A 25,429-nucleotide genomic window follows, 5' to 3' on the forward strand; every position below is an offset into this window, starting at 1 on the left:
ACATAGTTTGGCGTAACGCTTTCAGTAATAACATTTTTTTATTAACTGCCGTACTTTAACGCCCCATAAAGCTGACTATAGTGCTCAGCCGTATACACAGCACGGCTGATTATATTATGGGCTCGCGCAGGCTCAATATCATCGGGAATGCGCTGACCATCAGCGATATACACGACTGGTAAACCTTCCTCAATAACTACACTAATTGCTTCACCAAGTGAAGCAGATTCATCTAATTTGCTTAAAACACACCCATCTAACTGCACTTGCGAGTAGACATCCACAACTGTCTTCAACACTTGTCGCTGACTAGTGCAAGGCAACACCAATAATTTTTTAAGATTGGCTCTAGCACGCTTCATCATTAATAGTTGGCGCTCAAGATTTGAGTCTCTAGGATTCATACCAGCAGTATCAACCAACACTAGAGAATAGTTCGCATATTTTGCCAACACCTCATTTAAATCCGAGTACTCATTCACCACTTCAACAGGTACATTTAATATGCGACCAAATGTTCTCAATTGTTCATGGGCAGCGATGCGGTAAGTATCTGTTGTGATAAGAGCCACGCCTTCGGTTCCGTGCTTCAATACATGTTGAGCCGCGATTTTGCCGATGGTGGTTGTTTTCCCCACCCCTGTTGGCCCCATAAAAGCAATACAACCGCGCAGCTCTGATGCACTAGAACGGGTAGGAATGTAATCTGCTAAATGCGCCAACAAGCGATTCCAGTCGTCTTCTCGCCCTCTCAAATCAATATCATCAATCAATCTTGAGACCACAAAATCAGACAAACCTAAGCCTTTCAACTTTTCACGAGCGCGTGCCTCAACCATGCCCTCTTTGGCATTCGAACGCGCTTCATTTCGCTCTCTCTCTTCCAGTAAAGTCCGTACTTTTTGCAGCTCTATTTCCATTTCTCGTAGCTGCTTCGTACTATCATTATTACGAATAGAAAGAGCCTCTTCAACTACGGGATCTTTTTCATCTTCAGACAATGGAGGCATTTCGAAAGAAGTTGGTGGTGTCGTTTTTTGAGCTGAGGGAGCAGACATCGCAGGTGGAGCCGTCTGTAATTTAGCCTTTTCGATACGCTGCAAATAATTAACACTAGGGTCAGCATATCGCTCTGAACGATCTACAGCAGGCTTTTTAGACACCATGCTAGAAGGTAAAGACCCATCGTAATCTAAAGCCGCAACTATCTCTATCTCACCGGTAGGCAGACGCTGATTTGACAAAATGACCGCATCAGGGCCCACAGCATCACGAACCTTCCGTATCGCTTGCCGCATGTCAGGTGCTCGAAACCGCCTAATTTGCATGAATAACTTAATCCTTCCAGTGTATTTTTCTTACAAATCCATAGCTTACCCGAAAGATTCAAATAAATACAGACGCAATAGAGAGCATTAATAGACGTTTTTTACTGACCAATAACACCGACCACCGTAATGCGTTTATGGTCAGGCACTTCTTGATAAGAAAGAACCGCCATATTGACCACGCCATAACGCATAAAACGCGCTAACATCGGACGAATGGGCGCCGAGACAATTAAAATAGGCGTATTCCCCATCGCCTCCTGCTGCTCAGCCGACTGGCGCAAAGAAGCTTGCAACTGCTCAGCCATTTGCGGCTCCAAAATCAACGCCTCTTCATTTTTAATGCCAGACTGCTGACTCTGCTGAACCGTCTGCATCAACATTTTTTCCAACTGAGGCTCAAGAGTCAATACAGGAATTTCTTCAACACCATCTGCCAACGTCTGAATAATCAATCTAGACAAAGAGGTTCGAACCGCCGCAGTCAATATCATCGGATCCTGAGTTTTAGGCTGCACCCCCATTATTGCTTCAGCAATGGTGCGCATATCTCGAAGCGGCACCCCCTCGATTAGCAAGTTCTGCAACACTTTCAAAAGCACACTCAATGGCACAGTGTTGGGCACCAACTCTTCCGCCAACTTAGGATTATACTGCTTCAACAAACTTAACAATTGCTGAACTTCATCATGACCAATAAGCTCATAAGCGTGTTTGTGCATGATCTGATTAATATGTGTCGCCACCACCGTGCTCACATCAACCACAGTGTAGCCATAAGTTTGCGCTTGATCGCGCTTCTTTGGATCAATCCAAACCGCATCCAAGCCAAATGATGGATCTTTGCCCGCAATACCATCAACCGTGCCAAATACTTGCCCAGGATCAATCGCTAAATCTTTATCTGGATGCACTTCAGCCTCAGCCAGACTCACCCCCATTAGCGTCACACGATACGCATTTGGCATTAAATCCAAATTATCGCGAATGTGCACACTCGGCACTAAAAAGCCCAGATCCTGAGAAAGTTTACGGCGCACCCCTTTAATCCGCGCCAACAACTCGCCACCTTGCGTTTTATCCACCAAAGGAATAAGACGATAACCCACTTCCAAACCCAGCATATCTACCGGCGCGACATCATCCCAACTCAAATCCCTAACTTCTGAAGCTGACGGGCTATCAGAAGGCGATTTGCTGGCATTTTTTTGCCCTTGTTTTGACTTTTGCTTTTTTTGATGATCAAGAAAATACGCCAATCCTCCCAAACAAGCCGCCAATGATAAAAAGGAAAAGTGCGGCATGCCTGGCACGACACCCATGATAGTCATGACAGCAGCGGCGACATATAGCGCTTTTGATGAGCCAAACATTTGCCCCATCACCTGCGTCCCCATGTCTCCCGACTCATTCACCCGAGTCACCATGATCGCCGCCGCCGTGGACAACATCAAAGAAGGCAACTGAGCCACCAGACCATCACCAATCGTCAATAAAGAATAGCGCTCAATGGCTTGCGTAAACGAAAGGTCATGTTGCGCCATACCAATGGACAAACCACCAATAATATTAATCCCAAGGATCAACAACCCAGCAATCGCATCCCCTTTAACGAACTTCGAAGCACCGTCCATAGAACCATAAAATTCAGCTTCTGAAGCAATTTCTGTACGTCGAATCTTAGCCTGATCCGCGTCTATCATCCCGGCATTCAAATCCGCATCAATGGCCATTTGTTTGCCCGGCATAGCATCCAAGGTAAAACGCGCACTCACTTCAGAAATACGCCCCGCCCCTTTTGTCACCACCACAAAATTGATGATCATTAAGATAGCAAACACCACAAAACCAACAACATAGTTGCCGCCAATCACCACTTCACCAAAGGCTTGTATTACCTTACCTGCCGCATCGCTACCTTCATGTCCATCCAGCAAAACCACTCGCGTTGAGGCCACGTTGAGCGCCAGCCTCATCAAGGTAGAAATCAATAAAACCGTCGGGAAAACAGCAAAATCCAAAGGGCGTAGGGAATACACCGCCACCAGCAATACAACAATAGCCAACGCAATATTAAAGGTAAAAAGAACATCCAGAAGAAAGGCAGGAATAGGTAAAATCATCATCGCCAAAAGCGACAACAATAAAATAGGAACGCCTAGATTCCCTCGAAAAACACCTTGAACTTGCCCTGTAAGCCGACCACGGTCAAAATTCACAAAACATCTCTATAAAAAAACATATGATTAATTACCATCCCACTGAAACTCATCGGGCACATCCAAATTGGGCATAACGTCGGGCCTCGGCGCCCCAGTACGGGCATTACGCAACTGATACACATACGCTAACAACTGAGCAACCACCTTAAACAACCCCTGAGGGATTTCTTCACCGATTTCCGTATGATGGTAAACCGCACGCGCCAAGGTGGGGGATTGTATCACAGGGATATCATAGTGATTGCCCACTTCACGAATTTTCAAGGCAATAAAGTCCCCGCCTTTAGCCAATAAAACAGGCGCGGACCCACTGGTTTGATCGTACTTGAGAGCCACAGAAAAGTGTGTTGGGTTGGTAATAATAACATCAGCCTGAGGCACATCAGACATCATTCGATTCATTGCCGCCTGTCGTTGCATCTGACGTATTCGGCCACGCACCAAAGGATCACCTTCTTGCTGTTTAAACTCGTCTTTTACTTCCTGCTTGGTCATTTTTAGCTTTTCCTTATGAGACCAAACCTGAAACGGCACATCAATCGCCGCAATCAACACCAGCGCAAGACTAACAAAAACAAACGACCAAATAACAATGTCGACACCATGAGCAATAGATAACGCTATCGGCTGAAAAGTCAGCCCTAAGGTTTCCGGCAAAAAATAGCGCAGCACTAAATAAGCAACCACACCAACTAAGCTCACCTTTGCAATAGCCTTTAAAAGCTCAACCAAGGACTGCACAGAAAACATTCGCTTCAAACCAGCGATGGGGCTCATTTTACTCAACTTTGGCGTTAACGGCTCCCAAGAAAAATTCAAGCCTCCTAATGCAATACTACCAATCACGCCCGCCGCCGCTAATACAGACATCAACAACACCATAGAATTCATCATCGATGCCACAGACCCATAAAGGTGGAACACCATACGACTTAAATCAAACACATCTTCTCGCTCAACGGAGAAATTAAAGTCAAACAACGCCGCCAAATCACGAACCAACAACATACCCGTGGCATAAATAGTCGCTGCGGCCACAACCAACAGCAGCGCAGAACTTAAATCTTTGGAACGAGCAATATTGCCCTTTTCACGCGCATCCTGGAGTTTCTTACTACTGGCACCTTCCGTTTTTTCACTGCCGTCTTCATTTTCAGCCATCTAACTGAATCCCCCACGCGGTTTTTAACCATTGAATCATTTCATCAAAAAACAACAAATAAATACTTAAAAAGTCTTCCAGCATAATCCAAAAAAAGAACAGCGAAAACAACATTATGATAGGAAAGCCAAGGGCAAAAATATTCAACTGAGGAGAGGCTTTTGCTACCACACCAAACGACAAGTTAATCACCAATACGGCAATCGCTAAAGGCAAAACGATCAGCAAGGCTTTTTCAAACATCCACCCACCCAACAAAACCAACTGCCAATAACGCTGACTATCAAAACCCTGACCAATCGGCCAATAGGTAAAACTCTCGGCCAAATATTCAATCATCACCAGATGGCCATTTGTCCCCAAAAACGCCAACGCCACCATAGACAAATAATACTGCCCAAGTGTTGCCACAGAAATACCGTTGGCAGGGTCATTAGACATAGCAAAACCAAGACCGGCCTTCATGGCAGCCAACTGCCCCGCTAAAGAAAACAACTGAAATAAAACCGTGACAACAAAACCAAGCGCAAAACCAATCACCAACTGCTCAGCAATTAAAACAATATAAGCAGGCGAAACGGGATCGTAACTAGGCACCTCAATCACAGGCGTGACAATCACAGCCACCACAAACGAAAAGGCGGCACGAAGCCGCACCGAAACCAACTGACTACCAAACAAAGGCAGCGCCATAAAAAAAGCGCCAATACGAAAAAAAGGCAGTAAAAAACTAATCGTCAGATTCAATAACTGATCAGGATGAATCTCTAGCATTAGCCGATGATCATGGGAATATTAATAAATAAATTCGTCGTAAAATCCATCAGCTTCATCAAGATCCAAGGACCTAGCTGCATAATCACCAGAATGGTGACGATTAATCGCGGAAGAAAAGAAAGGGTTTGCTCGTTGATTTGCGTAGCGGCTTGAAACACACTCACAACTAACCCCACCAACAAGCTTGGCAGCATTACAACACCTACAATCAAAACGATCAGGTAAAACCCCTGCCCGTATAGATCCAATACCACCTGAGGGTCCATCGTTAAATCCCGAAGCTTGCTGCCAACGTCCCCATAATCATAGACCAGCCATCTACCATCACAAAGAGCATTATTTTAAAAGGCAATGAAATAATAATAGGCGACAACATCATCATACCCATCGCCATCAACACACTGGCCACCACCATATCAACAATCAAAAAAGGAATGAAGATCATAAACCCAATTTGAAACGCGGTTTTTAGCTCACTGGTTACGAAAGCCGGCATCAAAATAGTAAAAGGCAGCTCTTCCATCGATTGAATAGTGCCTTCACGCCCCGCCAACTTAACAAAAAGAGCAATATCATCCTCTCTTGTTTGTGCCAACATGAAATCCCGTACCGGCACCGAAGCCGCTTCAACCGCTTGAAGTGAGGTTATTTCCTCTTTTAAATAAGGCTGCAGCGCGACTTCATTCACTTTATCCAACGTAGGCGTCATGATGAAAAGCGTTAAAAACAAGGCCATACCAATCATAATTTGATTAGACGGCGTTTGCTGTAAACCAATCGCCTGACGCAGTATCGCCAATACCACCACAATTCGTGTAAAAGACGTCATCATCATTAACGCAGCGGGCAGCAGCGTTAATGCGGTCATAATAAAAAGAATTTGTAGTGACACCGAATATTCTTGACTGCCGTCGGCATTGGTCACCATTCTTACCGCGGGCAACCCAGCTTCAGCCCACGAAAACGAAGGGATAACACACAATAACAATAGGATAAAACGAATCACACCGCATCCTCATGACGGCGATCTGCCGCCGTACTTTCTTGGCGAGCTTCATCCATTGCCGAAGCAAACGAGGTAGCCTGAGATGGAAAGCTTTTTAGGTGAGTGATAGTGTGCGATGTCACGCCAATCAGTAAGCGCTCACCTTCCACCTCAACCAGCATTAGCTTTTCTTTTGTGCCCAGCGACTGAACATTGACGATTTTGATCGCTGATTGTCCCAATTTCATTTGGGCAAATTGAAAACGCTTCATGAGCCATAAGCAAGCGGGAATAAAAGCAACCACAAAGAGTAAAGATAGGACTACTTTCCAAATAGAAGAAAGCGCAGACATATCTTGCACTTCTGCTGCCTGCAGATAAGAGGTCGCCACACACAGCGTGGCGAACAAAACACATCGATTAAAAACAGAAGAAATCAATTGTCACTACTTAAGTCGTCGAATTCGCTCACTAGGGCTCACTACATCCGTCAAACGAATGCCATATTTATCATTCACCACAACCACCTCACCATGGGCAATCAAGGTACCATTTACCAAGACATCCAACGGCTCTCCCGCAAAGCGATCAAGCTCAACAACCGACCCTTGAGTCAATTGCATCAAGTTTCGGATGGCGATTTCGGTATTGCCCAGCTCCATAGAAAGAACAACAGGAATATCCATGATCAAATCTAGATCGGAGCCAACGCCACCGCTTGGCACAGAAGGGTTCGACAGCGTCTCGAGTTTAACAGGTTCGACTTTTTGTTCAGACATTGCCGCCGCCCACTCGTCTTCGAGCCCTTCACCGTCATCGGTTTCGCCGGCTTCTGACATTGCTGCAGCCCATTCGTCTGCTAAATCATCGTCCATGCCAGCGGCATCTGGATTTTGTTCTTCTGCCATACTATTTCGTCACCTTCACTTTAAAGCTTTCTTCCATTTGCACCGAATAGCGCTCATCACTAACGCCTAACTTGCCTTTGAACGTCGGCACACCATTCGCTCTAACGGTGACAAATTCCGGCATTTCTATCGGAATAATATCACCCGTCTTAAATTTTAATACCTCACCCAGTGAGATCTTTCGATTTGCCACATTAACAGACAAATTCACACTAATGTCTTTAACATCCTGCTCTAAAGATTTCCCCCAGCGGTCATCTTTTTCATCCACATCACTTTGCACACCCGCATCAAGCAATTCGCGAACAGGCTCAATCATAGAATAGGGTAAGGTAATGTGCAGTTCGCCGCCGCCGCCATCCAATTCAATATGAAAAGTAGAAACGACAACCACCTCGCTAGGACTGACAATATTTGCCATTGCAGGGTTAACTTCCGAACTAATGTATTCGAGTTCCAACTTTAATACTGGCGCCCACGCCTCTGTCAAATCAACAAACACCTGCTCCAACATCAACTGAACAATACGAATTTCAGTGGGGGTAAATTCTCGCCCCTCGATTTTAGCGTGTCGCCCATCGCCACCAAAAAAGTTATCCACTAACTTAAAAACAAGCTTTGCGTCCAATATAAACAACGCCGTACTTCTTAAGGGCCGGAACTTCACCAAATTCAAACTGGTTGGAACATACAGAGTATGAACGTACTCACCAAACTTCATTACTTGAAGGCCGCCAGATGAGACATCCGCAGTACGGCGAAGCATGTTGAATAAACTAATACGTGTATAACGAGCAAATCGCTCATTAATCATTTCCAAGGTGGGCATGCGCCCACGCACAATGCGTTCTTGGCTAGTGATGTCATAAGAAGCGACACCATTGGCGTCTCGATTATCCTCTTCCGCAGGCTTTTCATCCGCGCCGTGTAAAAGTGCGTCGATTTCGTCCTGGGATAATAGATCTTGGGCAGACATAATATTATTGCATCACAAAATTAGTAAATAACACGCCATCAACGCCTCCCTGACCAGTTTCCTGCTCAAGAATACCATTGATTGCGTCAAGGGACGCCTGTTTCAGCGCCAATTTGCCTTCAGCGGTTTGCAAATCCACAAACGACTGACTAGAAAAAAGCAACACCAAACTATTACGAATCAACGGCATATGCAGTGTAACAGCATTGATTTGATCTGTGTTTTTTGATTTCAGCGTCATACTTAATTGCACATAGCGCTGACGCCCATCCACCATGAAGTCTACGGTAAAGGCAGGCTCTAACGCCAGATAAATAGAAGGCTTATTTGCCAGCGCAGCCTGTTCATCAGCACTCGAATCACTAAAAAACAAAAAATACGTCGCAACACTGCCACTAATAAGAACCAAAAGCAGCACAGCGATGATAATCAGTTTTTTCTTCCCTCTTGATTTCCCCTCTTCTGCACCAAGATCCAAACCGTCTTCATCTGCCATCTTCATAAACCTTAGCTATATCAAATTCTTTTAACCGAGCGGACGCGAGTAACATCCCTACCATCGAACTATCGCCTATTCTACAAAGAATCAAACATAGCACCATCAATTTCTCATCACTTTAAGCATAGTAATCAACTCCCGTCGCAGAAACATAGGACATATTACTGTCAATCAGCTCATCATCCAGCTCATCATTGGCGGCAACACCCTCTTGGTTCGCGGCATTATTTCGATAATTGCCTCGCTCCTGGGCGCCAGATGCGTCCTGTTGTGACACATCAACCTCTGCTCGACTCAAGTCCATGCCTTGTTGTGCCAACATTTCCCGTAACCGCCCCATTTGTGCCTCTAACAAATCTCTTGCTTGGGGCGTCGCAGCAACAAAACTGACTTGAGCATTGGAATCGCTGTCTACTGATATTTTTACCGTCAAACTGCCCAATTCTGGCGGATCCAATCGAATATGTGCGGTATGACCACCATCACGAGCAACCCAAGCAACCTTCTGAGTCATTTCACCAGCCCATCCAGGATGGGTCGGTGGCAGATTCATCGCCAGATTCGGAGGTGGATTTTGTGCAGCGACATTCACTGCTGTCGCGCCAAGTGCGGCTCGACCCGCCTGACTACCATGTAACGCGCTATTTAAACCGCCTGATACATTATCATCCGCCATGCCGCCATCAATTTGGGCCGCCATGCGCCCCATCATGGCTTCTTGGTCTTTTTTACGCAGTTCAATGGGCTCATTTAGCAGCACACCGTCTTCTAAAAGCCCCCCATCTTCCCCAAGCAATGCCTCCGCCGACTCTGCATTTACCTCATCCGACACCGCAGCGCTTCCCAACAAGGCAGACGGTACCGCTTGCGATTGACCTTCTTTATTGGTCACGCCGGCTAAAACACCTACTGCCACCCCTGCAGCCGCTTTAACAGCATCAGGCACCAATTCAGGCGTTACCGAGGCCTGTGCGGCTTTCGCCGCTGACGAGTCCATTTGAGATAACACCCAAGACAACTCTCCATCTTCACCTTGCGCTGACAAATCGATAACAGCCTCATCGGTAATCGAGGTTTTACTGGTTGGCCCATCCGCTTTATTAGCATGACCCGACAACGTTTGCTTTATCGTGTCCAGCCCCAACACACCCGTTCCTGCAACCGCCGCACTGGACATGGCTGACGGCCCAGCACCTTGTGCAGCGGCCTCAGATGGCAATAACGTTGCCGTACCTGATTCAGTATCGGACAACAATGCTGACGCTTGCTCTGGTGACGACTTGAGCGCTACTGAAGATTTAAGCTCTTCTGAAGACGCCTGCTCTTGCGACAGCCCTGCAAAAGTAAGCATTGCACTTTCTTCTCCGCCATCGGCACCGACGGCCACTTTGTCCACAAGCCCATCTTGAGCGGGTAATCCCTCGCCATCGCGCTGCAAATTGTTGCCGCTTTTCTCAGACACAGCACTCGACGTCATCGCCTTTTCTGAAGCTGGCAATGCCGATTCGGCCTCTCCGCCTTTAGCACGCACTGAAGTCGAGTTTTTATCAACCGACGTAGACTCATCAAGAGATGCGGAGGATGAAGCCTTTGCCGCAGAAGACACAGCTTTGCCCGATGATTCGTGGCTAACTTTAGGTTCTTTCGCTCGATTAAAATCACTGGCAAAAGCAGCACCATTTGCAGAAGAAGACTTAGCAAAAGGCGCTTTTTTAGGGGGAACACTGGGTGTTAAAGACAGTACCGTATTTGAATCTGTGCGCATAATTTCCTCCTGCGATAGAGGCAACTATGCAATAGAAAGGCCAATCTAACTTTCTTCTCCAACTTGCCAACAATAATGCGCGCTCACCGCTCGTCCGCCTTTAGAAAACTCTAATTTAGAACACAGCCGATGCAATAACCCCAAGCCTCGGTTATAAAGCAACTCCGTATTGGATGTGTCATAGCTAGCACGATGAAAATCAAACCCTACCCCACTGTCTTCAACATACAACACCAACAATCTGTGCTGGCGATCAGACGTCACCTTGACCGAAATTTTCACGAACCCTTCCGTTAAATTAGCCAGCGTACGCTCACGTTCCTCATAATAAGATGAAAAACCATCACTCGAATCCTTCTTTGCAGAGCTTAGTTTTAAGACGCCATGCTCAAGCGCATTTGAATAAAGTTCCGATAAAATCATAAAAATTTGACTGGAAAAACGACTTAATCCCGGCACAGTCGTCAAAATTTGCAACACATAAGGCAAAGGGTCTGTATTGCGTAACGAGTCTGCATGCAACACATAGTCAAAAGAAAAATCGGCCGGTGCCTCATGGTGAGCTTTTGACACCAGATGCCGAGAAGAATCAATACCGATAGCGGGATCAAGCCGAACACTTAAACAAGAAATATCATCATGCGGATTATCCAACACATCTTCTTGTTGAAGCTGCGCCATCAACCAGTCAACCGACTCCTCGGCACGGATTTCTCCCTTATAAAGAGGCGGTAATACAGAGTCGCAAAACATAGTCCCAGCCCCGTCTAATGCTTCATAAACCCCGTCAGAAAATGCCATTATCCGATCACCGGAAGAGAAGGAAACAGGGTCAATCCGACACTCAAACAACTCAGGCGACAAAATCCCCAAGGGTAGATTTTTTGATGCAAACCTGATGGGTCGGTCTGATTGCTGGGAAAAAAACAATAAATCTGGCAAACCGCCATTCCAAATTTCGATGCTTTTATCATTGACTTTAATATCAATAAAAGCCGCACTGCAAAACATGTTCGTCGGCAAAATCCCTTTCAGACGCGCGTTGATCTCAGGAATAATTTGACGCATCAAAAAGCCTTTTTTGGTCCAATCAAAAAAGATATCCGCCAGTGGCAGCGCACCAATGGCAGCCGAAAGGCCATGTCCCGTAAAATCCCCTAGCAAAAGGTGCATTCCACCATTTGGCTTATAGGCCGCCAAGATAACGTCACCATTAAATGTATGTGTTCCATAATGAAACGTTGATAAGGCTGAATCGTTGAGGCAATTAGAATGGGTTATGTTTTCATAAACGACTTTGGCAACATCCTGCTCATTAAGCAACTGCTGGTTGTACAAAGCCATCGCATCGCGCTGCTCTTCGAGCGTTCTTCGCATCACTAAAAGACGCACGATAGTGTTTAATTTCGTGGTTATCAACGCCGTATTATAGGGTTTAGAAATAAAATCAGCGCCGCCAACGCGCAAACAATTAGATAAGGCAACCGCATCCACAACCCCTGACAAAAAGATAATAGGGATAAACAAATCCCCCGTAATACATTGAATATCTTCGGCCACTTCCCAACCATTTTTATGTGGCATGGTAATCCCCAAGCACACTAATTGAACGGTTTTGGCGTCAAATTTTTCAACCGCATCCCGGCCATCTACAGCCAAGATCACCTTGTGACCAAACTGCCTTAAAATGCTTGCCAATAACAGACGATCAACAGGATTATCGTCTGCAATCAAGATAGTTAAAGGTTGAGGTTGCTCCATGTAATGCTACTCAGTTATCGAAAAAAGCCGATGGAAATTGGCGGCTTTAAGTGTATCCATCACCGCACCGTTTACATTAATCAAACGAATATCGGCTCTTTCCCCTCCCGCATGATCTCTAAGCAACAGCAGCATCCCAAGCGCAGAGCTGTCTAGGTAAGTCACTTCTACAAAGTCAATCACATAACAAATTGTGGCATCAAAAGCGCTAAAAGCGTCTTTAAAGATTTTATGGCAATTGTAGTCAAAGCGCCCTTTGACGGAGATTGTCAAACATCTTGCTTGTTTATCAAAAAACCGTTCAACCACAGCCTACTCCTCGACCATCAAGCGGGAGACACTATCACTCCCCCAGCTCATTATTAGATTCTTTTCGCGATGTTTTACTTGCGTCTACCGCGGCAACAGAGTCTGAGTCCACAGTGGATGCATCTGTCATCAACCCATGTATCCGCTCAATCATTTCATTAATAGACTCTCTTGCTCTGTCTAAGCGGGCTAACCCAACACTGCGATCCGACTCAAGCAAAGAGAGGGTAGAGGCTGCCATAGAGGTCATCACTTCAACTTGAGACTGCACTTTACTAATATCGTGCTCCAGATCTACTGCAAAGCGTCGGCGAATATATTCACTTTCCCCTTCGGTTGCAGCAAGACTCGATAACACCCCGGCACGAACTTCGTTAAGGCAACGATCAACATCCCCCAACAGAAAAACATCCGACGATAAATCTTTTTCAACCAAAGCCAGACGCTGTAGAACCAATTCATAACCCAAGATCAATGAGTCTCGAATCTGCTCAGAAAGCCAAGCCATATCATTTAGCTCAACTTGAAGACCTTCAATTGATCTATTCTCCAGCGCTACAACATCACTTGAGCACTGGCCATTTTGAACCGTTTTTTCGTCAATTAGGGATGCTATTTGTTGTAGTTTCGTAATTTTCTCCATGGCTTTTGTTTGGTCAGAAGACGCATTTAAGGCCTCTAATAGCGCCGACACTCTTCGGCGCACAACTTCCAAAGACTTAGCAAAACCGAAATAAGGTGACTCAGGTCGAAAAACGCGAACCGGAGCATTCCATACATCTTGCTCCATAAGCGTTAAGCTATGCTGCAGCACCCCTAACTCGGCCATATCAGACTTTAGCCGAACAGAAATAAAACGCGGCACGCCTTCAGACTCAGCGTCGGACTCAACCGGCAAAGCATCAACATTTAAAGCATAATAGCCATCCGACAAACGCAATGCTACGGTTTGATCTGACAACAAAATAGAGTCTGCAACACGCTCCCCGATAGGGTCCTCTAAGCCAGAATCAATGCCAAACATAGACTCAAATACCGCCGTATCTCTAAACCAAAGCCGCTCAGCACCACCGCTCAAATAAATAATATCGCCTTCGTTATTGGTCACAAGAAAAGCTTCCCCCACTTGGGATAAGGCTTTATCAACCAAACTCAAGCTCTCTTCTTGCCGCTTGAGGTCAAAGTCCCGTGAAGCCAGCTCGTTATCAATCAAATGGCCTAGGTCCGTCAATTCATCGACCACATCGCGAACAGGCAAGGTAGCGACATAACCGCGTTTTCTGTGTTCAACAACCGCGTGCAACCCTGCCAAGCCGCCAGTCAATTGACGGGAGAATTTAACGGATAGCACAAGAATAAGCAGCGCAACGACCACAAAAGCCGCAACAGGAGCCCAAAACATTCGCTCGACAAAAATATGTCGGTCATAAGCCAAGCCAACATTAATTTGCATCAAGCGATTATCCAACACCTTTAATTGCACAAAAGCCGCATACATATCTTTGCGCTCGGCGTTAGACAACCCAGCAACATTGAGTTCGTTTTGCGCCAGTGTTTCAAGCAAGACCATAGAATCAGCAACCGACACGTCAGCCAAAGACTCAAAGCGGCTCAAACCTGGCCCAATTAAGCGATATTCACTAAACAACATTTGATGCAACTGGCTGGGCGAAGTAAACGCTATATCCTCATCGTAAATACCGCCATCCTGCACCAACAGCCACTCTAACCAATGCTCTTCCGCACTGTGAACCAAACCGACCAACTCATCCAACTTTTGTTGCTGAGTATTCTGTTGCTCCAGCCCCTTTTTGATCAACACATACAAACCAGCGAAGGCCAACAACAAAATAAACAGCACAACGACCACGCCTTTTTGCAGTCGATAGGTCAGTTCTTTTCTAGGAGCACCAAACGGTGGATGCGGTGTGTTCATAGTCAATAATCACCTTCAAGCGGAGGAGGATGGCCATAAGCCAGCAACAGCGGATAAAAAGTTTTTCTTATTAATAACAACCTTGTTTGATAAAGAGGATCCATTTATATTGCTTTCACTCTCGACCGATTCAGGTAAAGCAGCACACCAGTCACACGACGAAAATGGCAACACAATAGACTCTCCCATAGCATCAAGAATGACAGAAAAAGCAGGCGTTTCAGTACAAGGCTCCTGATTTAAAAGCAAATCACTGGCAATGACTTTGTCAAAGCAACGGCCATCATAGAGAATAAACAGTGGCTTATCAGCTGCCTTACCCTCACCACAAAGCCACGAAAAAGGCGTTTGATAAGACAGCAACGCCAAGATCAAATCAGCTTCAACCCAAAACATCCTGCCACAGACCTGCCCGAAATAATAACCCTTCTTAGGAGGCGGCGTAGATTTATTTCTCCCCAGCCGATCAAAAACTTGCGGCAAACAATCTACCTGAAGTAACCAAGGTTCCAACAATGGCGTATTCGACGCACTGAGCCAAACATTTTTGACCCAAAACCGCGGCGCTTGCATCGTGGCGCAAACCCCTTCAACATCGCGAATAGAAGTATAAGGCAGCGCAAAATAGTGCCCACATTGCTTCACGATTAGCACCTTCGCGCTCTCTTTTGGCAAGAGACTCGACAGCATGTCAGGCGAATTCTCTGCGCCATACAAGGACGTAACAACCTCAGCATTCACGCCCTCTTCAACTCTAAACCACCAGCTATCGCCAACCATAAAGAGCGCTTCAGCCGAAAGCTCATAGCGTCCAACGCAATCCACATGATCAAAAACAAACGAGCCGCCCAGCGTCTCAACCTCAGACAAAAAACAAGGTAGGTAATCCTCTCCCAAACAATCTAAATAGGATACTTTTGAGGAAGGCGTTTTCGCATCATACCCGATGTAAACCGATCCACCGTGACGCACAGGGAAATATCGAGCACTCTCATCGACCTCAAACGTCGTCAACTGACGCTTAGAGGGAACAAGCACCTGAGATTGCTCAATCACCTGCCCAGCCGAAGAAAATAACGAACCAAATGCCTGATAAGATAAGCGTTTGAGATGACCCACATACAGATCCAAAAGCCGATAACGTGCCGCCCGAGGCATAGTTATATGCTGGAAAAGTGGCAAGATACTTAACTCACACAAGCTTTGACTAAAAGACACTTTTTGATCAACAAAAGACGCTTTTTGATTAATAAAAGACGCTTCTTGATTAACAGAAGGCATCTCTTGATTAACAAAGGACACCCGCCAACTCAATGCAGGAAACCGCTTCTGCAGCCAAACAAGTGACTGCGTGCTGGTCAGCAAAAAGCGCCCAATTAACAGTCCGTCTCTCACCTCATCAAGTTGAAAGGCCACTTGCCCCGCCGATGATAACGCCGCTAAATACGCGTCTACATTTGTCCTGCTATGCTTAGCACCACCATAGGCGGCCTGCCATTCTGCCTCATAATCTCGATACTCAAATAAAATATCCTCCTCAGAAATCGCCGCAATAACCGCCCAACAAGGGCGATCAACAGATAACAAGCGCATTAACTGCAGCGCACGATCTTCCCCTGTCTGACCACCCACCGCCATTTGCATAAGAGCATCCGCGGCCGCTAAAAACGCCGCATGATAATGATCAAAATAAGGACAGCCGGAAGCAATGAGCCGATTCGTTGCGGCTAAAAAAGCAGACAATCTTTGATGGTAAACAGGGCAAGGTAACTTGGGGCGGGAACGGGCTTCTAAAGACGTTAACAGCGTTTGAAGTTTCTCCAAACCTTGTCGTGGAGAATAGGCGTATTCGTGCAAGGCGGTCTCTACCTGAGAAACCAATAAAGGCAGATCTTCTAGCCTGTTATCCAGTCGCGCCATACGTCACCCTAACAATAAACGAAAGAAGCCTGCAAAATAATACTTGCACCTTATCGCATCGAGTCCAAAAAACGGCGCATCGCGAACTCATCGCTTTGACGTTGCTCTTGTCTTTCCTCAACAGCCAATTCCGCTTTATGATTTTTTTCTTTTAGCCAGTCCATGCTTTTTGTTTTTGATCGAGCCTGCGACCAGCGTCGCATACTCATGTCCGCTTGCTGCTCAGCCCGTCCAACCGCCGCTTCTTGCTGAACGATCGCCTGTTGCACTCGGTTGACAAAATGCTGATAGTTGGTGGTCAAGTAGGCACTTAGCCCTAGAAGGTTGCGCTCAGACTCATATTGTCCAGCGTATTCTCGCAACTCGTTTAACTTTTGCTCATCATGCATGACTTTTGCTTTATCGCGAGCAAGCTGCTGTGCCGCAGCGTCTTCTTTGCGCCGAGCAAGGTCGACCAAAATCTGCATTCGATGTGATTTTTTCATCTGCCCTCACTACAAAAGCTCAACAATCGAGCACTCAATAATCAAACACTCAATAACTAGAAATGCCATAAATAGTAGACGTTTTTATCAACGACCGTCTACTGACCTTTTGTCATTGCCGTAACAAGCGCCTGCAAACTCTGATCAATAGTGAAGCTTTCTGTTAGCGACTGCTGTAGGAAACTGCGAATTTCAGGCATTTGTATAATCGCTTGATCCAAATCTGGATCACTGCCTTTGGCATACGCCCCTACCGAAATCAGATCTTGATTTTGTTGGAATTTAGAATAGAGCTGCTTCACCCTCATCGCGCCATACAAATGGTCTTCACTCACAATATGTGGCATGGCTCGCGAAATAGACGCTTCAATATCAATCGCAGGATAATGACCTTCCTCCGCCAGACGTCGAGACAACACAATATGGCCATCAAGAATCGCTCGCGACGCATCAGCAATCGGATCTTGCTGATCATCCCCTTCCGTCAAAACCGTATAAAATGCGGTGACCGAGCCACTGCCTTCACAGCCATTGCCTGCACGTTCAACCAATTGGGGAAGTTTAGAAAAAACAGAAGGCGGATAACCTTTTGTAGCGGGTGGCTCACCAACCGATAACGCAATTTCTCGTTGAGCTTGAGCATAACGAGTCAGAGAATCCATCAGTAACAACACATTTTTACCTTGATCTCGATAATACTCGGCGATACGCGTCGCCAGCATGGCCGCACGCAAGCGCATTAATGCGGAATCATCCGCAGGAGACGCCACCACCACCGAACGAGAAAGACCTTCTTCCCCCAGAATCTGATCAATAAACTCTTTTACTTCTCGGCCACGCTCACCAATCAAACCGACAACAGTAATGTCCGCCTCGGTGAATTTTGTCATCATGCCGAGCAACATACTTTTGCCTACACCGCTGCCAGCAAACAACCCTAAACGCTGACCTTTACCGACGGTTAGCAAGCTATTGATGGCTTTAATGCCAACATCCAACGGCTCGTGAATCGGTTTACGCTGCAACGGGTTTATCACCTTACCATGTAGCGTTACCGAGTCTCGCGCCTTAATCGGCCCTTTTCCATCCAACGGTTTACCAAGGCCATTTACCACTCGACCTAGTAACTCATCGCCAACGGGCATTTCACTGTCCCCCAACAGAGGGCGAACACGCGCGCCAGGAGAGATACCTTCAATGGCTTCTGTTGGCATCAGGTAGGTTAAATCTCCGGTAAAGCCCACCACTTCAGACTCGACCCAGCGATCCTTACGAACCTGAACCGAACAACGATCCCCCAACGCCACCACACAACCGACCGCCTCCATAGTCAAACCCACCATACGAGTGACTTTGCCCTCAATCTGAGGCGGCAATGCGACAACAGAAACATGATCGAGTTTGCTTAAGCGTTCTTCAAGTGTGGACACTGGCACTAATCCTGTTCAGGAAGAGAAAGTTGACTAAGCTCTTCAAAGATCATCGTTAAACGCTGCTCAACACGCCCATCGATATGAAAAGATTTAGAGTCAATAACAAAGCCCCCACTGATCAAGGTATCGTCCATTTCTAACTGTAGAGTCAATCGATCTTTAACCCCCAGCTCCTCTAAAATAGACACGTCATCGGGGTGAAGGCGCAATCGTACTCGACCTTCATACTCACCTATGCAATCAAACACCTTAGACAATTGTTCTTTAAGAATTTTATGACCATCTTCATGCATCTTAGATAAACACACATTCTCTATCATTCGATTCATCGATTGATAGAGAATATTTTCGACCGCAGAGCGACTGTCTTCTAATGGTTGAGTGATCTCTTTCACCATGTTCGCGAATAACGTTTCCAGCGCTTCCAGCTTAATCTGAGCCTCGGCCCTTGCTTGCGTCAAGCCTTCTTCAATGCCTATCGCGCGCCCTTCTCCATGCCCTTTCTCGAAGCCGTCGACTTCACCCTTGGAAAAACCATCATCATGACCTTTTTTGTGCCCTTCTTCTTCTCCTTGAATAAACCCTTCTTCATACGCAGCGCTACGGATTTCTTCTAACTGGGAAGCGGTCAAAGGCTCATACACCAAGGAGTCTTGATCCACTTCTTCTGTGGTCACCATGGTGTCTTTCTGGATAAGTATCGCAGGACCCGAGTGGTTACTTGGCTTATTATTCTCTAGGTGGGGAAGCTCCCAGCGCTCGTAAGCGGTTAACTTACGCTCGCTCTTTTCCTGTTTATCTGACATATATTAACTAAACCATCTGCTCACCACTGCCACCGAGGACGATTTCCCCGTTATCGGCAAGGCGTCTGGCGACTGCCAGTATTTCTTTCTGTGCAATTTCCACTTCACTAACCCGAACAGGACCTTTTGCTTCCAAATCATCTTTAAGCATATCAGCCGCACGAGACGACATATTTTTAAAGATTTTATCTTGCATATCAAGGTCCGCGCCTTTCAAGGCTAGAATTAAGGTCTCAGACTCAACCTCACGAAGAATAACTTGAATGCCTCTATCGTCTACTTCCAATAAATTATCAAAAACAAACATCAAATCTTGGATAGTATTTGCCAAATCTTCGTCCACATCACGAATCGACTCCATCAACTCAGACTCCACCGAGCTGTCGATAAAGTTCATAATATTCGCAGCCGTACGCACACCACCAATGGTGGTTGACTGAGTTGCGTTATTGCCAGAGAACTGGCGCTCCAATATATTATTCAATTCTTGCAATGCCGCAGGCTGAACCGTTTCTAGCGCCGCCACACGCAACACAATATCCAACCGAACTCGCTCATCAAAATTCGCAAGAATGTCCGCCGCTTGATCAGGGTCTAGATAGGAAATAACAATCGCCTGTATCTGCGGGTGCTCATAACGAATGACGTCCGCAACCGCACGCGACTCCATCCATTTGAGTGTGTCCAATCCTGTCGTGTTTCCGCCCAGCAAAATACGATCAATCAAGCTGCCCGCTTTTTCTTCACCAAGCGCTTCTCTAAGCATGTTACGAATATAACCATCGGCGCCCAACCCTAAACCGGTTTGATCGCCCACCAGCACCAAAAAGTCATCCAATACTTTTTCAACTTGATGACGTTGAATATTCGCCAGTTGCGCCATGGTTTGACCAATACGCTGAACCTCTTTTGGCCCCATATGTTTCAGTATTTGCGCAGCATCGGATTCCCCCAGTGACATAAGAAGCACGGCGGCTTTTTGCACTGAACTCAACTCTGCACCTTGGCCTATATCACTCATTTACTTTTCCATTACCCATTGTTTCACGACTTGAGCAACACGCTCAGGCTCCTCAGCAATCAAACCGCGAATTGCATTCAATTGACGGTCAATTTTTTCAGGGGAACCGGGCACCAATATATCTTCGGCACTCACAAGCGACACTTGATCATCCGAAATCTCATCCGTTTCATCAGAGAAAATCGCAGCTTCAGTATCCTCAGTAACCGCAATTTTATTCTGATCGCTAAGTGCTTTCAAAATCGGACGGACCACAACCAGCAGTAGAATCAGAACAAAAATACCGACCAATGTTGGCTGCAACAGGTTTAAAAACCATGTTTGCTGATAAAAGGGCAGCTCGACCATCGGCTCTTCTGGATCAGGCAACGCAAAAGGCGAATTGATCACGCTAACACTGTCGCCACGCGTTGGGTCGTAGCCCACAGCGTCTCGTACTAACAGTGTTAAACGCCCTAATTCATCGTCACTCCACGGCGTTCGCACAACAGCGGATGTTTCTGGGTTAAGGCTGATCAAATCATCCACTACCACAGCCACAGACAATCGCCTCACCATACCCTGCTGACGCTTGGTGTAACTGATGCTACGATCTAATTCAAAATTACGCATGGTTTCTTCACGTGACTGCCCATTTGCACGATTCGAATTCCCGCCTATCGGCGCACCGTTTTCATCTACCGCTTCTGGTATCGTGACCGCACCGGGCGGCTGGTTCGTCAAGGCGCCGGGGATACCGCCATTGTTTGCTCCAGCATTACGACTTTCTCTTAATGTTTGCTCACTACGTAACGCTAATAAATCTGGATTGTATTGCTCAGCGGTTTTTTCTACCGCGGTAAAATCCACATCGGCAGAGACCTCTGCTTTAAAGCGACCTTGCCCAATAACAGGACCCAGAATATTGTTTACTCGTTGCTGCAAGACCTCCTCGACTTTTCGAGCATAATCAAACTGTTTACCCGCAACTGACAATTCAGAATCTGTGTCTTTCTCTGTCAATAATGTGCCACGTTGATCGATCACGGTAACAGCTTTATCGCTCAATTGAGAAATACTAGAGGCCACCAAATTCACAATCGCTTCAACCTGACTTTGATCCAAGCGCCGCCCCGGATAAATTTCCAAAAACACGGATGCTGAAGGTTTACGCGTGTCTCGAACAAACACTGACTCTTTGGGAATGGCCAAATGCACCCTGGCACTTTTAACACTTTGTAGACTGGAAATGGTTCGGCTCAACTCCCCCTCAAGGCCTCGCCGATAACGTGTTGTTTCGACAAACTGAGAAGTGCCAAGCCCTTGCTCTTGGTCCATTATTTCCATGCCAACAATATTGTCAGAAACAAGGCCTGAGCCAGCTAATTTAAGACGTGCCTGATGATAGAAGTCGGACTCGACCAGCAAGGCGCCAGTATTTTGATCTAACTTGAAGGGAATGTTATTTACACTGAGGATTTCAACAATTTGATCAGCATTGTAATCGGTGATGCTGCTTAAAACAGGTTTGTAATCCGGTCCATTACTCCATAACACAGCGGCTAAACCAATGGCTATAGAAGCGGCCAACCCCACCATTAAGGCAAGCTGACGTATTACCGTCAATTTATTAAAGCCAGTGACTAACTCAAGATAGAGCTTTTGCTCCGATTGTTCTGCAGGGACATTATCCATTAAAAAGCGCCAAGCGGTTTAGTGTGCCTAAATCGGCATATTCATAATTTTTTCATACGCGTCTACAAGTTTATTACGCACCTGTGTCATTGCTTCAAATGATACACTCGATTTTTGCAGACCAATCATAACTTGGGGTAAATCCACCCCTTCGTCACCGCGCTCGTAAGATTGGGCTAATTGCGTTGCATCTTTTTGTAAGGTGTTCACATTATTGACAGCATTTTTCAACATTTCAGCAAAATCTGCACGCTCAACCGTTTGACCACTCTCACTTTCTCCTCCCACCTTGGTAACACTAGGCATAGGCGAACTCGGCGCCTGAACCTGCGACCGCATATCCCTCATTTGGGACAACACTTGATTAATGTCTGGTCGACCAGAAATCATCCTACTCACCTAAAAAATCACATTTACACAATTTAACATATCGCTAATACACAGCTTAGCATAAAGCTAATTAAAACAAGATACAAAAATCAATCAACGTCTATGCCACTTTCACGCATTTTAGCGATTTTATACCGCAGCGTCCTAGGGCTAATACCCAATGTGTCTGCAACCACTTTACGTTTGCCGTTGGCGTCGACCAAGGCTTGCGCAATAATGCGGAATTCATGCTGCTGCACGCCCTTACCTAAAATGGAAGCGGCACTGTCTTCCTCTTCGTCAAACACCGTCATACTCGGCGCGACACTCATCATATCAAAAGCAATATGGTCCTCGTTAATCTGCGCATTTGGGCTCAAAATCAACGCCCGCTGAATAACATTATCCAATTCACGAACATTACCAGGCCAAGGATGCGATTCCAGCTTACTCTGTGCCGAGGGTTTTAATACAGCGCCAGTAATACGCATTTTTGCGGCGTGCTTGGCCAACAAATGTAGTGCAATGGGCAAAATATCCCCTTTACGCTCCCGAATCGGCTGCCAACGTAACGGAAACACATTCAAACGATAGTACAAATCCTCTCTAAAACCACCGCCTCGCACATAATCCGCTAAATCACGGTTCGTGGTCGCAATGATTCTAACATCCAAAGGAATGGACTTTTTACCGCCAAGGCGCTCAACCTCCTGCTCTTGTAACACCCGCAATAGTTTAGCTTGCAGCCCAACATCCATTTCAGTGATTTCATCCAGCAACAAGGTGCCGCCATTAGCTTGCTCAAACTTACCCGCCTGAGAAGACACCGCACCGGTATAAGCGCCTTTTTCGTAACCAAACAAAATCGCTTCCAGCATATTCTCAGGAATAGCAGCGCAGTTAATCGCAACAAAAGGCGCATTGGGTCGATTAGAATGTTGATGAATATAGTGGGCAAGCACTTCTTTGCCGGTTCCACTTTCCCCGCAAATCAGCACAGTAGAGTCCGTAACCGCCACGCGTTTTGCCAAATCTAACAAAGCAATACTAGCAGGGTCTTTTGCAATAGGTTGGGCATTTGAGGAGGACGCGACCTTAACCGTGTGCTTGGCAATGGCGTTTAATAGCTCTTCTTCCTGAAAAGGCTTTAGCAAATAATCCACCGCACCGTCACGCATCGCCTCGACAGCATGGGCAATGTCACCATAAGCAGTCATTAACATAATAGGCAACTCAGGATACGTGTCGACCACATGATGCAGCAAACCATAGCCATCCATACCGGGTAAATTCACATCGGACACCACCATGTCAAATTGACCATGCTTTAACGTGATGACCGCCTCCTCTGCACTGTAAACCACTTTACACTGATAGCTTGCCAACATAAGCGTGTCTTCCAGCGCTTCAGCAAGGCCTTTATCATCTTCTACAATCAATAACTTAACGTCAGACATGTCATACCCTTACAAGAGGAAGTGTCAAACTGGCAGTCGTGCCAGCGCCCTCTATACTGTCTATTTCAAATTGCCCATAATGAGCCCTCGCAATGGCTTTGACAACCATCAGGCCTAACCCAGTACCATGTTGTTTGGTCGTAACAAAGCCTTCTTGCACGTGTTCTAAATGCGCTTTGGACATGCCAATACCACGATCTTTAAAGGTCAATGTCACATAACCATCATGGTGCTTCCAATGCAATCGAACCAAATCTCCTGCTGATTGCGCATCAATAGCGTTGTTTAATAAATTGAGTAACGCGCCCAATAATGTTTCTTTATTACACTGAATACAATCTGCAGCCAAAAAGTCCTCGCCTTCCGTCTCAAGGCGCATATTTTTTTGCTCACAAATCTCCTCGCAGTGATGGATCAACTCATTGATAAAGTCATCAATCGCCACCGTTTCATCCAGCTTTATTTCGCTGCGAGAAAAGATCAACATATCACGAATTTGCTTTTCAATATTCGCCAATCTATCCACCAGTTTATTGGCAAAAGTTTGACGCATGACAGGCGCAAGATCAGGCTTTTGTAGGTGCCCTGCATAGAGCGTTGCCGAAGACAGAGGCGTTCTAATTTGGTGAGCCAAGGCCGCGACCATTTTTCCCATATTAGACAGTCGCTCATGGTGAGTGAGTTTTTTCTGCAATACATACGCTTCGGTCAAATCAACCAGAATAACCAATTGCCCTGGCACATTGCCCAACGACGCGGTTTCCACTCGAACACGACGCCCACTTACCATGCTAACATCATGACCATCGTCTTTTTGGGGCCGAAAACTCAATGGTACAATCGCCCCCCAAGACTGACCCACCAAAGGCAAATTAAACAGATGATCAGCAACGGGGTTGGCCATAACCACCAGCCCTTCTTCATTTAATAACAAAACGCCAACTGGCATAGATTCAAAAAGCTGCTGAAACTGCAACACCAAGACACGGTTTTTATCTTGCTCTTGACGCTTATCCTGCTCTGATTTTTCCAGTTGATCGTATAATCGAACCACCTCTTGCTGAAGATCTAAATAAGACTTTGCCAACACATCAGACGATTCGGAAAACGCTTTGAACGCGGTTTTTAATTCCGCTATTTCTTCATCTTTTGTCACTAAAACTCCGATTTATCAATATTATAGCGACGCATTTTTTCGATCAGCGTAGTACGTTGTATTTGTAGATTTTGCGCGGCCTTCGACACCACACCTTGGGTAGACACCAAGGCTTGACGAATAAGTAATGCCTCTAGATGCCGAACATGCAAATTTAAATTCACCCCAGATGCCTGAGGAAAAGTATGCAATTGTTTGATTTCTTTCAATACCGACGACAATGCTTGTGAGCGCCAAGGCAAAGGGCAAAACCAGACCGTATAATCCCCATCAATGCCCATGGATTGACTCAATGAAATGACTGGTACCATTTCATCCAATTCAAATGACCTTATTGCCTTTCCCAACACCACAAAGTCAGGCAAATGAAACGCGGTCAATGACGCACTGTGATCTATCCCTATAAAAGTCAAGATACTGGAAACGCTCGACATTTCCTCATCGTCTAAACCACACAACCAAGCCTTCACACCATCACCT

At 46.0% G+C, this 25,429-nt stretch carries 24 protein-coding genes; all 24 read right to left on the minus strand.

What is annotated here, in order from left to right; translation table 11 throughout:
* Positions 1-41: 41 nt before the first annotated feature.
* Positions 42-1,328, minus strand: coding sequence for a flagellar biosynthesis protein FlhF (gene flhF, locus J8N69_RS03575; protein ID WP_168822597.1), 1,287 nt, complete (start codon positions 1,326-1,328; stop codon positions 42-44).
* Positions 1,329-1,429: 101 nt separating this feature from the next.
* Positions 1,430-3,547 carry a flagellar biosynthesis protein FlhA gene (gene flhA, locus J8N69_RS03580; RefSeq protein WP_168822596.1) on the minus strand — a complete coding sequence of 706 codons (2,118 nt, stop codon included), beginning with the start codon at positions 3,545-3,547 and terminating at the stop codon, positions 1,430-1,432.
* Between the two features lie 27 nt (positions 3,548-3,574).
* The gene (flhB, locus tag J8N69_RS03585; RefSeq protein WP_168822595.1) at positions 3,575-4,711 is read right to left on the minus strand and encodes a flagellar biosynthesis protein FlhB; all 1,137 of its coding nucleotides are present in this window, start codon (positions 4,709-4,711) and stop codon (positions 3,575-3,577) included.
* Positions 4,704-5,486: a flagellar biosynthetic protein FliR gene (gene fliR, locus J8N69_RS03590; RefSeq protein WP_168822594.1), complete on the minus strand. Its 783-nt coding sequence runs from the start codon at positions 5,484-5,486 to the stop codon at positions 4,704-4,706. The genes flhB and fliR overlap by 8 nt, the downstream gene beginning before the upstream one ends.
* Positions 5,486-5,755 carry a flagellar biosynthesis protein FliQ gene (gene fliQ, locus J8N69_RS03595; protein WP_168822593.1) on the minus strand — a complete coding sequence of 90 codons (270 nt, stop codon included), beginning with the start codon at positions 5,753-5,755 and terminating at the stop codon, positions 5,486-5,488. Before fliQ ends, fliR begins: the two co-directional genes overlap by 1 nt.
* A gap of 2 nt (positions 5,756-5,757) precedes the next feature.
* On the minus strand, positions 5,758-6,495 hold the full coding sequence (gene fliP, locus J8N69_RS03600; RefSeq protein WP_168822592.1) for a flagellar type III secretion system pore protein FliP: 738 nt from the start codon (positions 6,493-6,495) through the stop codon (positions 5,758-5,760).
* A complete protein-coding gene (fliO, locus tag J8N69_RS03605) occupies positions 6,492-6,914 on the minus strand; it encodes a flagellar biosynthetic protein FliO (RefSeq protein ID WP_227803965.1) in 423 nt (140 codons plus the stop codon). The genes fliP and fliO overlap by 4 nt, the downstream gene beginning before the upstream one ends.
* A gap of 6 nt (positions 6,915-6,920) precedes the next feature.
* A complete protein-coding gene (gene fliN / locus J8N69_RS03610) occupies positions 6,921-7,382 on the minus strand; it encodes a flagellar motor switch protein FliN (RefSeq protein WP_168822591.1) in 462 nt (153 codons plus the stop codon).
* A 1-nt stretch (position 7,383) separates the two neighbouring features.
* Positions 7,384-8,358, minus strand: a complete 975-nt coding sequence (gene fliM / locus J8N69_RS03615) for a flagellar motor switch protein FliM (protein ID WP_168822590.1) — start codon at positions 8,356-8,358, stop codon at positions 7,384-7,386.
* Positions 8,359-8,362: 4 nt separating this feature from the next.
* Entirely contained in the window at positions 8,363-8,854 is a 492-nt protein-coding gene (locus J8N69_RS03620) for a flagellar basal body-associated FliL family protein (protein WP_168822588.1), read from the minus strand.
* Positions 8,855-8,975: 121 nt separating this feature from the next.
* Complete coding sequence (locus J8N69_RS03625) at positions 8,976-10,622, minus strand: flagellar hook-length control protein FliK (RefSeq protein WP_168822586.1); 1,647 nt, start codon at positions 10,620-10,622, stop codon at positions 8,976-8,978.
* Between the two features lie 45 nt (positions 10,623-10,667).
* Positions 10,668-12,383: a SpoIIE family protein phosphatase gene (locus tag J8N69_RS03630; protein ID WP_168822584.1), complete on the minus strand. Its 1,716-nt coding sequence runs from the start codon at positions 12,381-12,383 to the stop codon at positions 10,668-10,670.
* A 6-nt stretch (positions 12,384-12,389) separates the two neighbouring features.
* On the minus strand, positions 12,390-12,692 hold the full coding sequence (locus tag J8N69_RS03635) for an STAS domain-containing protein (protein WP_168822582.1): 303 nt from the start codon (positions 12,690-12,692) through the stop codon (positions 12,390-12,392).
* A gap of 34 nt (positions 12,693-12,726) precedes the next feature.
* Positions 12,727-14,628 carry a hypothetical protein gene (locus tag J8N69_RS03640; RefSeq protein WP_168822580.1) on the minus strand — a complete coding sequence of 634 codons (1,902 nt, stop codon included), beginning with the start codon at positions 14,626-14,628 and terminating at the stop codon, positions 12,727-12,729.
* 15 nt (positions 14,629-14,643) lie between these two features.
* Positions 14,644-16,548, minus strand: a complete 1,905-nt coding sequence (locus J8N69_RS03645) for a hypothetical protein (protein ID WP_168822577.1) — start codon at positions 16,546-16,548, stop codon at positions 14,644-14,646.
* Between the two features lie 50 nt (positions 16,549-16,598).
* A complete protein-coding gene (gene fliJ / locus J8N69_RS03650; protein ID WP_168822575.1) occupies positions 16,599-17,033 on the minus strand; it encodes a flagellar export protein FliJ in 435 nt (144 codons plus the stop codon).
* Between the two features lie 98 nt (positions 17,034-17,131).
* A complete protein-coding gene (gene fliI / locus J8N69_RS03655) occupies positions 17,132-18,463 on the minus strand; it encodes a flagellar protein export ATPase FliI (protein ID WP_168822573.1) in 1,332 nt (443 codons plus the stop codon).
* Positions 18,464-18,468: 5 nt separating this feature from the next.
* Positions 18,469-19,272 (minus strand): FliH/SctL family protein, encoded by an 804-nt coding sequence (locus J8N69_RS03660; RefSeq protein WP_168822571.1) that lies wholly within the window; start codon positions 19,270-19,272, stop codon positions 18,469-18,471.
* A 7-nt stretch (positions 19,273-19,279) separates the two neighbouring features.
* Positions 19,280-20,293, minus strand: a complete 1,014-nt coding sequence (fliG, locus tag J8N69_RS03665) for a flagellar motor switch protein FliG (protein ID WP_168822568.1) — start codon at positions 20,291-20,293, stop codon at positions 19,280-19,282.
* Positions 20,294-21,967, minus strand: a complete 1,674-nt coding sequence (gene fliF, locus J8N69_RS03670; protein WP_168822566.1) for a flagellar basal-body MS-ring/collar protein FliF — start codon at positions 21,965-21,967, stop codon at positions 20,294-20,296.
* Between the two features lie 27 nt (positions 21,968-21,994).
* On the minus strand, positions 21,995-22,357 hold the full coding sequence (fliE, locus tag J8N69_RS03675) for a flagellar hook-basal body complex protein FliE (RefSeq protein ID WP_168822563.1): 363 nt from the start codon (positions 22,355-22,357) through the stop codon (positions 21,995-21,997).
* A gap of 89 nt (positions 22,358-22,446) precedes the next feature.
* A complete protein-coding gene (locus J8N69_RS03680; RefSeq protein ID WP_168822561.1) occupies positions 22,447-23,793 on the minus strand; it encodes a sigma-54-dependent transcriptional regulator in 1,347 nt (448 codons plus the stop codon).
* 1 nt (position 23,794) lies between these two features.
* Positions 23,795-24,949, minus strand: a complete 1,155-nt coding sequence (locus J8N69_RS03685) for a sensor histidine kinase (protein ID WP_168822559.1) — start codon at positions 24,947-24,949, stop codon at positions 23,795-23,797.
* Positions 24,949-25,419, minus strand: coding sequence for a helix-turn-helix domain-containing protein (locus tag J8N69_RS03690; RefSeq protein WP_168822557.1), 471 nt, complete (start codon positions 25,417-25,419; stop codon positions 24,949-24,951). The genes J8N69_RS03685 and J8N69_RS03690 overlap by 1 nt, the downstream gene beginning before the upstream one ends.
* Positions 25,420-25,429: the final 10 nt, after the last annotated feature.

This window comes from Marinomonas profundi (genome assembly GCF_020694005.1).
Classification (GTDB): Bacteria; Pseudomonadota; Gammaproteobacteria; order Pseudomonadales; family Marinomonadaceae; genus Marinomonas; species Marinomonas profundi.

Bases quoted from the DNA above. Each gene is read 5' to 3' on its own strand.
- fliN (WP_168822591.1), bottom strand. From the start codon at position 7,382: ATGGCAGAAGAACAAAATCCAGATGCCGCTGGCATGGACGATGATTTA.
- fliM (WP_168822590.1), bottom strand. From the start codon at position 8,358: ATGTCTGCCCAAGATCTATTATCCCAGGACGAAATCGACGCACTTTTA.
- fliE (WP_168822563.1), bottom strand. From the start codon at position 22,357: ATGATTTCTGGTCGACCAGACATTAATCAAGTGTTGTCCCAAATGAGG.
- fliJ (WP_168822575.1), bottom strand. From the start codon at position 17,033: ATGAAAAAATCACATCGAATGCAGATTTTGGTCGACCTTGCTCGGCGC.
- fliR (WP_168822594.1), bottom strand. From the start codon at position 5,486: ATGCTAGAGATTCATCCTGATCAGTTATTGAATCTGACGATTAGTTTT.
- fliQ (WP_168822593.1), bottom strand. From the start codon at position 5,755: ATGGACCCTCAGGTGGTATTGGATCTATACGGGCAGGGGTTTTACCTG.
- J8N69_RS03660 (WP_168822571.1), bottom strand. From the start codon at position 19,272: ATGTCAGATAAACAGGAAAAGAGCGAGCGTAAGTTAACCGCTTACGAG.
- fliG (WP_168822568.1), bottom strand. From the start codon at position 20,293: ATGAGTGATATAGGCCAAGGTGCAGAGTTGAGTTCAGTGCAAAAAGCC.
- J8N69_RS03630 (WP_168822584.1), bottom strand. From the start codon at position 12,383: ATGGAGCAACCTCAACCTTTAACTATCTTGATTGCAGACGATAATCCT.
- J8N69_RS03680 (WP_168822561.1), bottom strand. From the start codon at position 23,793: ATGTCTGACGTTAAGTTATTGATTGTAGAAGATGATAAAGGCCTTGCT.
- flhF (WP_168822597.1), bottom strand. From the start codon at position 1,328: ATGCAAATTAGGCGGTTTCGAGCACCTGACATGCGGCAAGCGATACGG.
- J8N69_RS03640 (WP_168822580.1), bottom strand. From the start codon at position 14,628: ATGAACACACCGCATCCACCGTTTGGTGCTCCTAGAAAAGAACTGACC.
- J8N69_RS03620 (WP_168822588.1), bottom strand. From the start codon at position 8,854: ATGGCAGATGAAGACGGTTTGGATCTTGGTGCAGAAGAGGGGAAATCA.
- fliF (WP_168822566.1), bottom strand. From the start codon at position 21,967: ATGGATAATGTCCCTGCAGAACAATCGGAGCAAAAGCTCTATCTTGAG.
- flhB (WP_168822595.1), bottom strand. From the start codon at position 4,711: ATGGCTGAAAATGAAGACGGCAGTGAAAAAACGGAAGGTGCCAGTAGT.
- J8N69_RS03645 (WP_168822577.1), bottom strand. From the start codon at position 16,548: ATGGCGCGACTGGATAACAGGCTAGAAGATCTGCCTTTATTGGTTTCT.
- J8N69_RS03625 (WP_168822586.1), bottom strand. From the start codon at position 10,622: ATGCGCACAGATTCAAATACGGTACTGTCTTTAACACCCAGTGTTCCC.